This window comes from Roseomonas rosulenta (genome assembly GCF_016106005.1).
GTDB lineage: Bacteria > Pseudomonadota > Alphaproteobacteria > Acetobacterales > Acetobacteraceae > Neoroseomonas > Neoroseomonas rosulenta.
The window spans coordinates 1-12,449 of record NZ_JACADR010000128.1; the positions used below are offsets into that span (position 1 = coordinate 1).

Annotated in this window: 13 protein-coding genes; 4 read left to right on the plus strand and 9 right to left on the minus strand. The window is 70.4% G+C overall.

The features are described 5' to 3' along the window. The first annotated feature begins 202 nt into the window (after positions 1–202). Positions 203–1,363: an acyl-CoA dehydrogenase family protein gene (locus HW578_RS15420; RefSeq protein WP_198371439.1), complete on the plus strand. Its 1,161-nt coding sequence runs from the start codon at positions 203–205 to the stop codon at positions 1,361–1,363. Positions 1,364–1,392: 29 nt separating this feature from the next. Further along, complete coding sequence (locus tag HW578_RS15425) at positions 1,393–2,361, plus strand: tripartite tricarboxylate transporter substrate binding protein (protein WP_198371440.1); 969 nt, start codon at positions 1,393–1,395, stop codon at positions 2,359–2,361. 59 nt (positions 2,362–2,420) lie between these two features. Here the strand turns inward: HW578_RS15425 and HW578_RS15430 are convergent, their stop codons facing one another. Then, a complete protein-coding gene (locus HW578_RS15430) occupies positions 2,421–3,941 on the minus strand; it encodes an AMP-binding protein (RefSeq protein ID WP_198371441.1) in 1,521 nt (506 codons plus the stop codon). A 96-nt stretch (positions 3,942–4,037) separates the two neighbouring features. On the opposite strand from HW578_RS15430, the gene HW578_RS15435 reads away from it, so the two are divergent. Next, a complete protein-coding gene (locus HW578_RS15435) occupies positions 4,038–4,745 on the plus strand; it encodes an NUDIX hydrolase (protein ID WP_198371442.1) in 708 nt (235 codons plus the stop codon). 11 nt (positions 4,746–4,756) lie between these two features. Then, a complete protein-coding gene (locus tag HW578_RS15440) occupies positions 4,757–5,965 on the plus strand; it encodes an LLM class flavin-dependent oxidoreductase (protein WP_198371443.1) in 1,209 nt (402 codons plus the stop codon). Here the strand turns inward: HW578_RS15440 and HW578_RS15445 are convergent. The 8 genes from HW578_RS15445 to HW578_RS15480 all read right to left on the minus strand — a co-directional run. After that, positions 5,962–6,930: a tripartite tricarboxylate transporter substrate binding protein gene (locus HW578_RS15445; protein ID WP_369407904.1), complete on the minus strand. Its 969-nt coding sequence runs from the start codon at positions 6,928–6,930 to the stop codon at positions 5,962–5,964. The genes HW578_RS15440 and HW578_RS15445 overlap by 4 nt on opposite strands. 19 nt (positions 6,931–6,949) lie before the next feature. Continuing rightward, positions 6,950–7,459: an AAA family ATPase gene (locus tag HW578_RS15450; RefSeq protein WP_198371445.1), complete on the minus strand. Its 510-nt coding sequence runs from the start codon at positions 7,457–7,459 to the stop codon at positions 6,950–6,952. Between the two features lie 63 nt (positions 7,460–7,522). After that, positions 7,523–8,671, minus strand: a complete 1,149-nt coding sequence (locus HW578_RS15455; RefSeq protein ID WP_198371446.1) for a thiolase C-terminal domain-containing protein — start codon at positions 8,669–8,671, stop codon at positions 7,523–7,525. Next, positions 8,671–9,090: a Zn-ribbon domain-containing OB-fold protein gene (locus HW578_RS15460; RefSeq protein WP_198371447.1), complete on the minus strand. Its 420-nt coding sequence runs from the start codon at positions 9,088–9,090 to the stop codon at positions 8,671–8,673. Before HW578_RS15460 ends, HW578_RS15455 begins: the two co-directional genes overlap by 1 nt. A 67-nt stretch (positions 9,091–9,157) precedes the next feature. Continuing rightward, positions 9,158–10,018: a glycosyltransferase family 2 protein gene (locus tag HW578_RS15465; protein WP_198371448.1), complete on the minus strand. Its 861-nt coding sequence runs from the start codon at positions 10,016–10,018 to the stop codon at positions 9,158–9,160. Further along, positions 10,018–10,893: a glycosyltransferase family 2 protein gene (locus HW578_RS15470; protein WP_198371449.1), complete on the minus strand. Its 876-nt coding sequence runs from the start codon at positions 10,891–10,893 to the stop codon at positions 10,018–10,020. Before HW578_RS15470 ends, HW578_RS15465 begins: the two co-directional genes overlap by 1 nt. Further along, positions 10,890–11,990 carry a glycosyltransferase gene (locus HW578_RS15475; protein ID WP_198371450.1) on the minus strand — a complete coding sequence of 367 codons (1,101 nt, stop codon included), beginning with the start codon at positions 11,988–11,990 and terminating at the stop codon, positions 10,890–10,892. Before HW578_RS15475 ends, HW578_RS15470 begins: the two co-directional genes overlap by 4 nt. Further along, on the minus strand, positions 11,987–12,449 hold a 463-nt coding region (locus HW578_RS15480), incomplete at its 5' end, for a glycosyltransferase (RefSeq protein ID WP_198371451.1). The genes HW578_RS15475 and HW578_RS15480, both read right to left, overlap by 4 nt.

Genomic DNA, 12,449 nt, shown 5'->3' on the forward strand with positions numbered 1-12,449 from the left:
GGGGGGGCGCAGCCGGCGCCGAGCCCGCGCTTCTCCCGCACGCCCGCGGCCGAACCCGCGCCGGCGCCGCGACGCGGTGCCGATGGCGCGGCGGCGCTGGCCGAATGGGGGCTGGCGCCGGAGATGATCGCCGCCGCCCTTCCTGGCTGACACGCTCGCCCGGCGCAGGGTAGTCTCGCGCCAATCAACCGAGGACACGTCCATGGACACCGCCGTCCCGCCCGCGGGTTCCGCGCGCAGCGTCTTCAACGCCGACCACGAGATCTTCCGCACCCAGGTGCGGCGCTTCTTCGAGCGCGAGATCGTGCCCTTCCACCGCGACTGGGAACGCGCCGGGATCGTCCCGCGCGAGGTCTGGCGCAAGGCCGGAGCGGAGGGCCTGCTCTGCCCCATGATGGCGGAGGAATACGGCGGCGCGGGCGCGGATTTCGGCTATGCCGCCGTGATCATCGAGGAGATCGCGCGCACCAACGCCTCGGGCATCGGCTTCCCGCTGCATTCCGACATCGTGGTGCCCTATATCGAGGAATTCGCGCTGCCGCGCAGGAAGCGCGAATGGCTGCCGCGCATGGCGAAGGGCGAGATCATCACCGCCATCGCCATGACCGAGCCCGGCATGGGATCCGACCTCAAGGCGGTGCGCACCACGGCGCGGCGCGACGGATCTGACTGGATCATCAACGGGTCCAAGACCTTCATCTCCAACGGCCAGAACTGCGGCCTGGTGATCGTGGTCTGCAAGACCGACCCGGGCGCGGGGCGCCGCGGCATCAGCCTGATCTGCGTCGAGGAAGGCACCCCCGGCTTCACCAAGGGCCGCAACCTCGAGAAGGTTGGGCTGCATGCCGCCGACACCTCCGAGCTGTTCTTCGATGATGTGCGCGTGCCGGCGGAGAACCTGCTCGGCGAGGAGAATGCCGGCTTCTCCTACCTCATCAGGAACCTGCCGCAGGAGCGCCTAGTCATCGCCATCCGAGCCGCGATGTCGATGGAGGTGATGCTGCAGAAAACCATCGACTACGCGAAGTCGCGCCAGGCCTTCGGCCAGGCGGTGTTCGACTTCCAGCACAACCGCTTCAAGCTGGCCGAGCTGCGCGCGCAGGCGAACATGTTCCGGGTGTTCTGCGACCATTGCCTCGCACTTCACATGCAGGGCGGGCTCTCCATCGAGCTCGCGGCGCAGGCGAAGCTGCTGGGGACCGAGATGCAGAACCGCCTGCTGGATGACTGCCTACAGATGCATGGCGGCAACGGCTACATGGCCGACTACGAGATCGGCCGCGCCTGGGCGGATGCGCGCGTGGGCCGCATCTATGGCGGCAGTTCCGAGATCATGAAGGAAATCATCGCGCGCACGCTGTGACGCGCGGAACAACACCGGGGAGAACGACAATGACGACCATCACCCGCCGCGCCGCGCTCGGCGCTGCACTAGCCGCGCCGCTGGCGCGCCCTGCGCTGTCGCAGGAACGCTTCCCCAGCCGGCCGATCACCATCCAGATCGGCTTCCCGCCCGGTGGCGCAACCGATGTGCAGATGCGCGCCTTCGCCGAGGCCGCGACGCGCCACATGGGCCAGACCGTGCTGATCGAGAACCGCCCCGGCGCGGGCAGCACGCTGCCGGCGGCGAACGTCGCGCGCGCGCGGCCCGACGGCTACACGGTCGCGCAGCTCACCTTGCCTGCGCTGCGGCTGCCGCACATGCAGCGGATGCCCTATGACGTGACGAAGGACTACACGCCGATCATCCACCTGACCGGCTACCTCTTTGCCGTGACGGTGCGCACGGAAAGCCCCTACCAGAGCTGGGCCGACATGGTGGCGGATGCGAAGCGCCGCCCGGGCCAGGTGCGCGTCGGCAATACCGGCGCGAACGGCACGCCGCACCTGACCATGGTCGAGCTCGCGGAGAAGGAGGGCATCGAGTTCACCCACGTGCCCTTCCGCGGCGAGGGCGACCTGGTGCCCTCGTTGCTCGGCGCGCATATCGAGGCCGGCGCGACCGGCTCGGGCGTCGGGCAGCTGGTGGACGAGGGCAAGCTGCGCTTCCTCAACGTCTGGTCGCGCGACCGCTCGCCGCGCTGGCCGAACATCCCGACGCTGCAGGAGCTCGGCTATCGCGGCATGGTCGTCACCTCGCCCTACGGGCTGGTTGGGCCGGCAGGCATGCCCGCGGAGATCGTCCGCGCGCTGCATGACGGCTTCAAGGCGGCGCTCGACGACCAGGCGCATGTCGCGGCGCTGCGGCGGCTCGACATGCCGCTCGAATACCTGAACAGCGCGGACTACGGCCGCTTCATCGTCGAGACCTACGAGCAGGAGCGGCAGCGGGTGGAGCGGCTGGGGCTGCGCACGGGCTGACGCGTGTTCGCCGGAGGGCCGCAGGCCCGCAGGCGTGCATCATACGTCGCGCTTGCGCACTACAGGTAGCGCTCCTTCAGGATCCTGCGCAGCAGCTTGCCGGCCTCGCTGCGCGGGAGCTCTTCGGCGAATTCGTAGGATCGCGGGCGCTTGGGGCCGGCCAGGTGCTCGTGGCACAGCGCCTCGAGCGCCGCCTGCAGCCCGTGCGTGGCCCCGCGCGGCACCACCACGGCATGCACCTGCTCGCCGAATTCCGCGTGCGGGATGCCCACCACGGCGACCTCCGCCACCTCCGGATGGCGCGCGATCACCGCCTCGATCTCGGCCGGGTAGATGTTCACGCCACCCGACAGGATCAGGTCCGCTCGGCGGTCGGAGAGGTACAGCCAGCCCTCTTCGTCCACGCGCCCGAGGTCGCCCAGCGTCGCGCGCCCCTGCGCGTCGTAGGCTGCGGCGGTCTTCTCCGGCGCGTTGTGATAGGCGAAGCGCGGTGCGCCGGCGAAGCAGATGCGCCCGACCTCGCCCGGCGGCAGGTCGCGGCCCTCGTCATCGACGATGTGCAGCGTCACGCCGTTGACCGGCCGCCCCACCGTGCCCGGCCGCGCCAGCCAGTCCTGCGGCGAAACCACGGTCGTCCCCACGCTCTCGGAGCCCGCGTAGTACTCCCAGATGATCGGCCCCCACCACTCCATCATCCGCTGCTTGACGCCGACGGGGCAGGGGGCGGCGGCATGGATGGCGACGCGGTGCGAGGACAGGTCGAAGCGCCTGCGCTCGGCTTCCGGCAGCGCCAGCAGGCGCACGAACATCGTCGGCACCCATTGGCTGTGCGTGACGCGGTGCTGCTCGATCAGTTCCAGCGCGCGCAGCGGATCGAACCTGCTCATCACCACCACGGTGCCGCCCTCGGCGATGGTGCGGCGGATCGTGAAGCTGTGCGGCGCGGCGTGGTATAGCGGCGCGGGCGAGAGGTAGGTCATCTCCGGCCCGCAGCCATAGAGCGTCTTCCACGTCATGTCCCAGTCCGGCGCCAGGCGGTTCTCCCAGGCGACGAGCGGGCGCTTGATGCCCTTGGGCAGGCCGGTGGTGCCGGAGGAATAGAGGAACTCGCGCCCGACCGGGCGCTGCGGCAGCGGGTCGTCAGGCGCGGCCGCGACCGCGGCCTCGAAGCCCTCGTAGCCCGGCAGGCCCTCGCCGACCGCAAAGCGCGGCACGCCGCCGGTGGCACCTTCGCGCAGCATGGCGGTGGCCAGCTCCGCCACGCCGGGCGAGACGATCACCGCCTTTGCCCCTGCATCGCCCAGCATGTAGGCGACCTCATTCGGCCGCAGATGCACCGACAGCGGCGTGTAGTAGAGCCCCGCACGCCGGCAGGCGAAGGCGATCTCGAAGAATTCCAGCCGGTTGTCCATCAGCATGGCGATGCCCTGGCCCGGCTGCAGGCCGAGCGAGACCAGCCATTGCGCGATGCGGGTCGCGCGTGCGTCCAGCACGCCGAAGGTGATGCTGCGCCCGAGATCCGGGAAATGCGCCGCGACCTTGTCCGGCGTCGTCTCCGCCCAGCGCGCGAGCAGCGCCATGCCGTTCCTCCCCTTCCCTGGACGCAAGCCTGCTGTCGCGGGATTGCCGCGTCAACGCGCCTTGCCGTGTGCGCGCCGCCGCGCTGCAATGGACGCATGGCCGAACCCGCCCCCGCACGCCCTGCCTCGACCGTGCTGCTGCTGCGCGACGGCGCGTATGGGCTCGAGGTGTTCATGGTGGTGCGCCACCACGAGATCGACTTCGCCTCCGGCGCGCTTGTCTTCCCGGGCGGGCGGGTCGAGACCTCGGATGCCGTGCTGGCCGGCGGCGATCCCGCCGGCGCGTTTCGTGTCGCGGCGATCCGCGAGACCTGGGAGGAATGCGGCATCCTGCTCGCCGCGCCAGGTACGCCGCCACCGGCCGAGGGCGACTTCGCCGCCATGCTGGCCGCGCGTGGCCTGGTGCCCGATGCCGACGGGCTCGCGCATTTCGCGCATTGGATCACGCCGCTGCCGGTGCCGAAGCGTTACGATACGCATTTCTTCCTCGCCGCCGCGCCACCCGACCAGGACGCGCTGCATGACGGGCACGAAGCGGTGGACAGCGTCTGGATCCGCCCGGTGGATGCGCTGGCGGCGGCGGAGGCGGGCGCGCGCAAGGTGGTCTTCCCCACCCGCATGAACCTGACCAAGCTCGCGCGCCACGCCAGCGTGGCCGAGGCCTTCGCCGCCGCGCGCGCGACACCGGTCGTCACCGTGCTGCCGCAGATGCGCATGACCGAGGCCGGGCGCGTGCTGCGCATCCCGGCGGAAGCCGGCTATGGCGGCGACGAATTCCTGGCGGGCGATCCGCCGTCGATGTGATGGAGCCATCCGTGACCGCACCGCGCCGCATGCGCTTCGGCATCTTCCTCGCGCCCTTTCATCGCGTCGGCGACAACCCGACGCTCGCGATCGAGCGCGACATCAACCTGATCGAATGGCTCGACCACCTCGGCTACGACGAGGCCTGGATCGGCGAGCATCATTCCGCCGGCTGGGAAACGATCGCCAGCCCCGAGATCGTCATCGGCGCCGCGGCGGAGCGCACCAAGCACATCAAGCTGGGCTCCGGCGTGACCAGCCTGCCCTATCACCACCCTCTGCTGGTGGCGCAGCGCTTCGTGCAGCTCGACCACATGACGCGCGGACGGGTGATGCTGGGCTGCGGGCCGGGTGCACTGGTGTCCGATGCCTACATGATAGGGATCGACCCGGCGCATCAGCGCCGCCGGATGGACGAATCGCTCACGGCCATCACGCGGCTGCTGGCCTGCGAGGACCCGGTCACCATGGAGACCGACTGGTTCACGCTGCGCGAGGCGCGGCTGCACCTGGCACCCTATTCCGAGCCCTGCTTCCCGATCTCCGTCGCCTCCTCCACCACGCCGTCGGGCGCGCTGGCGGCGGCGAAGCATGGGCTGGGGCTGCTCTCGCTCGGTGCCGGGCTGCCGGGCGGGCCGAGGTCGCTCGCCGAGCAGTGGCGCATGGCGGAGGCCGAGGCGGCGAAGCACGGCAAGACCATGGACCGCCGCAACTGGCGCCTGGTGGTCAACCTGCACTGCGCCGAGGATGACGAGCGCGCGCTGCGCGATGTGCGCGTCGGGGAAGTGCAGGAGACGCTGACCTATTTCAGCGAGACCCTGGGCCGCCCGCCGATGCGATCGGAAGACCCGCTGCGCGACGGCCTCGCGATGGGCTCGACGCTGGTCGGTTCGCCCGAAACCGTCGCGGCGGGCATCGAGCGGCTGCTCTCCTTCACCGAGGGCGGCGCCGGCGGCATCCTGTTCCGCGCCCATGAATGGGCGGATCGGGAGGCCACCTGGCGGTCCTTCGAGCTGTTCGCCCGCTGGGTGATGCCGCGTTTCCAGGGCAGCCTTGCCATGCCGCAGCAGTCGCGCGACTGGGTCAGCGCCAATCGCGAGACCATCTTCGCGCCGAACATGGCCGCGCTGAAGCAGGCCTTCCGCGATGCGGGGCAGGAGGCGCCGGAATTCTCGCGCCTCAAGCTCCACACCGGGAAGGTGGAACTGCCGAAGGTCTAGTTGATGGTGAGGTTGAGGCGGCGGATCACCGCCCCCTCCTCCTCGATGACGCGCTGGACCGAGGCGCGGTAGTCGTCGCTGTTCATGTAGATGACCGGCATGTCGAAGCGCTCGAGCACCGCGAGGTGCGCCGGGTCGTGCAGCGCGGCCTTGAAGGCATCGTGCAGGACGCGCACCACGCCGGGGTCCATGCCCTTCGGACCCGCAAGGCCGTAGGGCGAGGCCGAGACGATGTCCGTGCCCGTCTCACGCAGCGTCGGCACGTTCGGGTAGCGCTTGGCGCGCTCCGCGCCCCAGGTGACCAGAAGGCGGAACTGCCCGCCATCGACCAGCGGCGCCCAGGAGGTGCTGTCCGCCATGGCCTGAGTCGCGCCGGTGAGAAGCGATTGCGCATTGTCGGCGCCGCCGCGGAAGGGCACGTGCAGGAACTCGATCCCGCGCTCGGCGGCGATGCGTTCCATGGTGATGTGCAGCGTGCTACCGACACCTGGCGAGCCATAGGCGATCTTGCCCGGGTTCGCCTTCGCGTAGTCCAGGAACTGCTGCCAGGTCTGCCAGGGGCTGTCGGCCTTCACCACCACGCCGAACAGGTAGCCGGTCAGGTGGATGACGTAGGTGAAGTCCCGCATCGGGTCCCAGGTGGGGCGGGAGGTCATCATCGGGAAGCGGAAGGCGGTGATCGGCAACTGCCCGACCAGGTGGCCATCGCCGCGCGCCTCGGCCGCCATGATCTGCGCGGCCATGGTGCCCGAGGCGCCGCCGCGATTCTCGATGATCACCTGCTGGCCGAGATGGCGCGTGGCGACCTCGGCCAGTGCGCGCAGCTGGCCGTCGGTGGACCCGCCGGGCGGCCAGGGCACGATCAGGCGGATCGGGCGGCTTGGAAAGCCGGACTGCGCGACGGTCGGACGCGCCAACACGCCGCCCGTCATCGCAAGCACAATGCGGCGGCTGATACGGTTCACCACTAGGTTGTCTCCCCATTCATTGCTTCGTGTCGCGCGGCTTGTGCACGACGCGGTTGAAACCCTCCGCGGCGGTCGGAGGCGAGAAATGGCGCATGAAGAGGTCGTAGGTCGCCTCGTCCACAGTATAGGCGTGTTCGCCGCTGTCGTTGCGGCGCCGCAGGCGGGCCCGGCACACCGCGTCTGGGACGTCGAGGACGTGCATCTCGTGCTGCGCGCCGGACTCCTCGATGATGCCGCGCATCCAATCCCGCCAGCGCTTCGTATTGGCCGGGAAATCGAGCGCGACCGAGACGCCGAGCCCAAGCAGCGCGACGATATGGGGGCCCATGATGGCGCGCATGCGGGCGGTGAGAACGACGAAGTCGTCGAGGCTCTGATTCTCGGTTGGATAGAGCGTGGACATCCAATCGTCGAGCCCGATGAGGAGCGTGCCCGGCGCTGAAGCGAGTTGCCGCGCGAGCGTCGACTTCCCCGCGGCGATGCGGCCGCAGAAGAGGTGAAGCGTGGCGGGGCGATCTGCCTCCATCGGTCTCCCTCCGCGAACCGAACGGCCCCGCTGGACACATGCGGGGCCGTCGTCGCGGTGCGCTCAGGGCCGCTCGTTGCTCATCACCACCGTGCCGGAGGCGGAGAACATCCCGCCCACGCCGTGGCAGACGCTGACCTTCACGCCGGGCACCTGCGCGGGTGCGGTGCCGCGCACCTGGCGCACGCTCTCCTGCAGGGCGAACATGCCGTACATGCCGGTGTGGGTGTAGGACAGCCCGCCGCCATTGGTGTTGAGCGGCAGCTTCGCCCCGGGGCGGGTGTTGCCTTCCCAGATGAAGTCCTTGGCCTCGCCGCGGCCGACGAAGCCGAGGTCCTCGAGCCCATACATCGGCAGGTGCGCGAAGGCGTCGTAGATCATCAGGTGGTCGACGTCGCTGTGCTTGATGCCGGCCATGCGGAAGGCCTCCGGCCCCGCCACGCGGAAGGCGCGGCTGCTGGTGAAGTCCTGCATCTGGCTGACCATGGTGGTCTCGACGGATTCGCCGCTGCCCAGGATGTAGACGGGCTTCTGCGGGAAATCCTTCGCACGGTCGGCGGAGGTGAGGATCAGCGCGCCGCCGCCATCCGTCACCAGGCAGCATTGCAGCAGCCGGAACGGGTAGGCGATCATCTTGCTGTTCAGCACGTCCGCGACCGTGATCGGGTCCTTGAAGGCCGCGCGGGGGTTCTTCGCCGCCCATTCGCGCTGCACGACGGCGACCATCGCCATCTGCTCGTGCGTGACGCCATAGGTCTTCATGTAGCGCAGCACGGGGATGGGAAAGAGCGTGGGCGGGCCCATCGGGCCGAAGGGCATCTCGAACTGGCCCTGCAGGCTCTGCGGCTCGGCCGGGCGCGGCGTGCCGTTGACGCGCGACTTGCCGCTCTCGCCATGGGTGATGAGGATGGTGTTGGCATAACCCGCATGGATGGCGGCCGCGGCATGGCGGACATGCAGCATGAAGGAACAGCCGCCCACGCCGGTGCCGTCCACCCAGCGCGGCGTGATGCCAAGGTAGTGGGCGATCTGCTGCGGCATCATCGGCCCGACGCAGGCCACGCCATCGATGTCCGACGGCTTCAGCTCCGCATCCGCCATCGCGTTCAGCGCGGCGTCCGCGTGCAGCATGATCTGCGCCATGTCGGGAATGGCGCCCAGCTTCGTGGTCTCGGCCGCGCCGACGATGGCGATCTCGCCTGGCTTGATCATCACTTGCTCTCCTGCGCGGGGCGAAAGAGGGGCAGGGTGATGTCCTCGTCCATCTTGGTGAAGGCGACCTCGAGCGGCATGTCGAGCACCAGTGCCTCGGGCGTCTGCGGGCAGTCGACGATGTTGGTCATCATGCGCGGGCCTTCCTCGAGCTCGACCACCGCGATGGCGTAGGGCGGCTTGAAGCCGGGCACCGGGCGATGGTGGATGACATAGGAATGCAGCGTGCCGCGGCCCGAGGCCTCGAACACTTCCACGTTGCGCGTGCCGGTATAGGGGCTGAAGGGGCGCGGCGGGAAATAGGCCTTCCCGGTGTCGCCGCAACGCTGCAGCAGCAGCTTGCCGTTGCGCGTGCCTTCCCAGAAATGCTTCGTCTCGGGCGTGGGTTCCGGCCGCGCGCGGCCCGGTTCGAGTGTCATCTGGCGCTTCCTCCTGCCTGCCTTGCCCGCATGGTCGCGCGAAGCGGGCCGCGGCGGAAGGGGGGCGTCAGAGGTCGAGGATTCGCTCCGGCGCCGCGCGCCCGCGCAGCAGGTCCCACAGCCCGAGCATGTTGCCACGGAAGCGGCCCCAGCGATCGGCCCAGGGCTCCGGCCTCAGCGAGCGCACGAGGTTCGCGAGGCAATGCCGCGCCGCGCTCGGGATGGCGTGGCTCCAGGGGAAGGTGCCCTTGCGCGCCAGGTAGACCGGGTTCACCACCTGCGAATAGCCCAGCCGCAACTGCTTCACGCGCCCCGACTTCGACCCGAGATGCACACCGCGCGCGCCGGCCAGGCGCAGGATGGCGCCATGGCGGCCGAGCTGGCGCGTGACGTCGATATCCTCGTACCAGGCATAGAGGGGCAGGCGCTCGTCCACGCGGATGCCCTGCGCGCGCACCACGTCCATGCGAAAGGCCATGTTGCAGCCATAGCCGTTGAAATGCGGCGCCATCGCCATGGCGTCGGCCGGCGGCATGTCGGCGGCGAGCAGCGCGGCGCCTTCCGCGAGCGAATAGCCCGGGCCATTCGCGCCGTCGGCGACCACCGTCCCGGTCGCCACCACCATGTCGGGCCGCGCGGCGAAGGCGGCTTCCAGCACGCGCAGGTAGTCCGGTGCGCAAAGGAAGTCGTCGTCGAGGAACAACACCACGTCGCAGTCGGTCGCGGCATCCAGGATGGCGTTGCGCTGCTTCGGCAGGCCGGCGGGCGCGGTGATGAACTCGGCGCCGATGCAGCCCGTCACGTCGTCGGGTGTCACGTGGCAGACGATGATGCGGTCCGGCGCGCGGGTCTGGCGCGCGAGGTCCGCCAGAACCCCGGCCAGGATGGCGGGCCGCCCGCGCGTGGCGATGCCGATGGCGATGCGCATCACGCGGCCTCGTGCAGCGGCGGCAGGCTCCGCGTCGTGCGCGCTTCCGCGGCCAGCGCGCCGGTCACGCGCCCGCGCCAGGTCATGAAGTAGTAGGCGGCATCGTGCATCCGCCCGCGCAGTAGGCTGACCGCCACCCCGCCCAGCGGCCGCACCAGGAAGGCCATCCAGGCCGAGGCCGGCGCGCCATGCCGGCGCAGCGCGAAGCCCAGGCCGCGGCCATAGGCCGCCGCGCGCGCCACTGCCACGTCGGACAGTCGCTTGTCGGGGTGGATGATGCGCAGGTCAGCGTCGTAGCGCGCATGCAGGCCGGCGGCCATGGCGCGGCAGACAAGGTCATTGCCCTCGGCCGAGCCGAAGCGCGTGCCGGGGCCCATGCCCTCGTCGAAGCCGCCGAGGGACAGCGCCGTGGCGCGGGGCAGGAACAGGTTGAACTCGATCACGCTGGTCCAGACGTTGGACAGGTCGATGGCTCCGCTCTCCGCACGCCAGCGCCCGGAGCCAAGCCCGCCGGCAGGTGAGGCCGCGGGGCCGGTCAGCACCGCCAGCGCCGGGCTCGCCCTGAAGGCCGCATCGACGCGGTCGAGCACGCCGGGCGGATAGAGGCAGTCATCGTCGGGGAAGCTCACGATCTCCCCGCGCGCGTGCCGCAGCCCGAGGTTGCGCGCGTGGTTCGCGTGGCGCACGGCCGACCGCAGGCGGCGCAGCGGCAGCCGCGGCGCATAGGCGGCCTCGATCACGCCGAGGCGGTCGTCGTCGTTCTGATCGACGATGATCAGCTCGAAATCCGAACGCCCCTGCGCCAGCAGGCTGTCGAGCAATTCGCCGACCTCCGCATCGCGCCCCAGCGTCGCGACCACCAAAGAGAACCTCATCGGCGCGCGTCTTCCACCACGCGGCGCATCGCGGCGCGGAAGGCGGTGCGGGAGAAGCGCTCGGCCTGCGCGCGACAGGCGGCGGGGTCGATCGTCAGCGTCTCGAAGCGCTCAACCGCGGCGCTGATCGCCTCGGGCGTCTGGGCGTCGAAGAACAGGCCGGTCTCGGGCGGGGTGACGATGTCGCGCGCGCCGCCGCGGCCATAGGCGATGACGGGCGTGCCGCAGGCCAGCGCCTCGACGGTCGCGATGCCGAAATCCTCCTCGGCGGCGAAGACGCAGGCGCGGGCGGATTGCGTGAGCGACACGAGCTCGGGCGTCGCCACGCGGCCGCGGAACTCGATATTGGGGGCCCCGGCGGCGGCCTCGCGCACGCGCGCCTCGTTGGTGCCGTCGCCCACGATCACCAGGCGGCGGGAGGGCATGCGCGCGAAGGCGGCGGCGATGATCTCGATCCGCTTGTAGGGCACCATGCGCGAGGCGGTGAGGTAGAAGTCCTGTTTCGACTCCTGCAGCGCGAAGCGCTCCACGTCGACCGGCGGATGGACCACGATGCTCTCGCGCCGCCAGGCCTTGGCGATGCGTTCGGCGATGTAGGTGGAATTCGCCACCACCACGTCCGGCCCCGCCGCGCTGCTGCGGTCCCATTGCCGCAGCCGGTGCAGCAGGTGGCGGGCATAAAGCCCCTTCAGCCCGCGCTCCATGCCGGATTCGCGCAGGTACTGGTGCTGCAGGTCCCACGCATACCGCATCGGGCTGTGCACGTAGGAGACGTGCAGCTGCCCCGGCCCGGTGATGACGCCCTTGGCCACGGCATGCGACGATGACAGTACCAGGTCGTAGCCACTCATGTCGAACTGTTCGATCGCGATCGGCATGAGCCCGAGATACTTGCGGAAGTGGCGCCGCGCGAAGGGCATGCGCTGCAGGAAGCTGGTGCGCACGGCGCGCCCGCCGAGGAAGCCACGCTCGGCCTCCGGCATGAAGTCCACCAGCACATGCAGGTCTGCCTCGGGCCATTCCGCGAGCAGCTGTTCCACCACGCGCTCGGAGCCCGCGAAGGAGTCCAGCCATTCATGGACGATCGCGACCTTCATGCGCTGATCTCCGTCACGCGCGCGAGCAGCTCCCGCGCGGCACGTTCCCAGGTGAAGGTCGCAGCGCGCGCGAGGCCGGCGGCGCGCAGCCCCTCGCGCAGGCCATCTTCCGTCACCACGCGGTCCAGCGCCTCGGCGAGCGTCGCGGGCTGTGCCGGGTCGAAGTACAGCGCGGCCTCGCCGCAGACCTCCGGCACCGCGCCGGCATGGGCGGCGACCACCGCGCAGCCGCAGGTCATGGCCTCGAGCGGCGGCAGCCCGAAGCCTTCGTAGCGCGAGGGAAACACGAGGCAGAGCGCGTTCTCGTAGAGCGCGCGCAGCTCGGCATCCGAGACGCGGCCGAGCACCCGCGCGGCCTGGGCGGCGACGCCGCCACCGGCGCGGAACACGGCGGGGTCGGCCGCGCCGGCGACCGCCAGCGTCAGCCCGTGCCGGCCCAGCACTGATCGGAAGAGCAGT

Excerpts from the sequence above, each read along its gene's own strand:
- HW578_RS15460 (WP_198371447.1), bottom strand. The coding sequence starts at position 9,090 with ATGACACTCGAACCGGGCCGCGCGCGGCCGGAACCCACGCCCGAGACG.
- HW578_RS15435 (WP_198371442.1), top strand. The coding sequence starts at position 4,038 with ATGGCCGAACCCGCCCCCGCACGCCCTGCCTCGACCGTGCTGCTGCTG.
- HW578_RS15465 (WP_198371448.1), bottom strand. The coding sequence starts at position 10,018 with ATGCGCATCGCCATCGGCATCGCCACGCGCGGGCGGCCCGCCATCCTG.
- HW578_RS15470 (WP_198371449.1), bottom strand. The coding sequence starts at position 10,893 with ATGAGGTTCTCTTTGGTGGTCGCGACGCTGGGGCGCGATGCGGAGGTC.
- HW578_RS15425 (WP_198371440.1), top strand. The coding sequence starts at position 1,393 with ATGACGACCATCACCCGCCGCGCCGCGCTCGGCGCTGCACTAGCCGCG.
- HW578_RS15475 (WP_198371450.1), bottom strand. The coding sequence starts at position 11,990 with ATGAAGGTCGCGATCGTCCATGAATGGCTGGACTCCTTCGCGGGCTCC.
- HW578_RS15420 (WP_198371439.1), top strand. The coding sequence starts at position 203 with ATGGACACCGCCGTCCCGCCCGCGGGTTCCGCGCGCAGCGTCTTCAAC.
- HW578_RS15455 (WP_198371446.1), bottom strand. The coding sequence starts at position 8,671 with ATGATCAAGCCAGGCGAGATCGCCATCGTCGGCGCGGCCGAGACCACG.
- HW578_RS15450 (WP_198371445.1), bottom strand. The coding sequence starts at position 7,459 with ATGGAGGCAGATCGCCCCGCCACGCTTCACCTCTTCTGCGGCCGCATC.
- HW578_RS15430 (WP_198371441.1), bottom strand. The coding sequence starts at position 3,941 with ATGGCGCTGCTCGCGCGCTGGGCGGAGACGACGCCGGACAAGGTCGCG.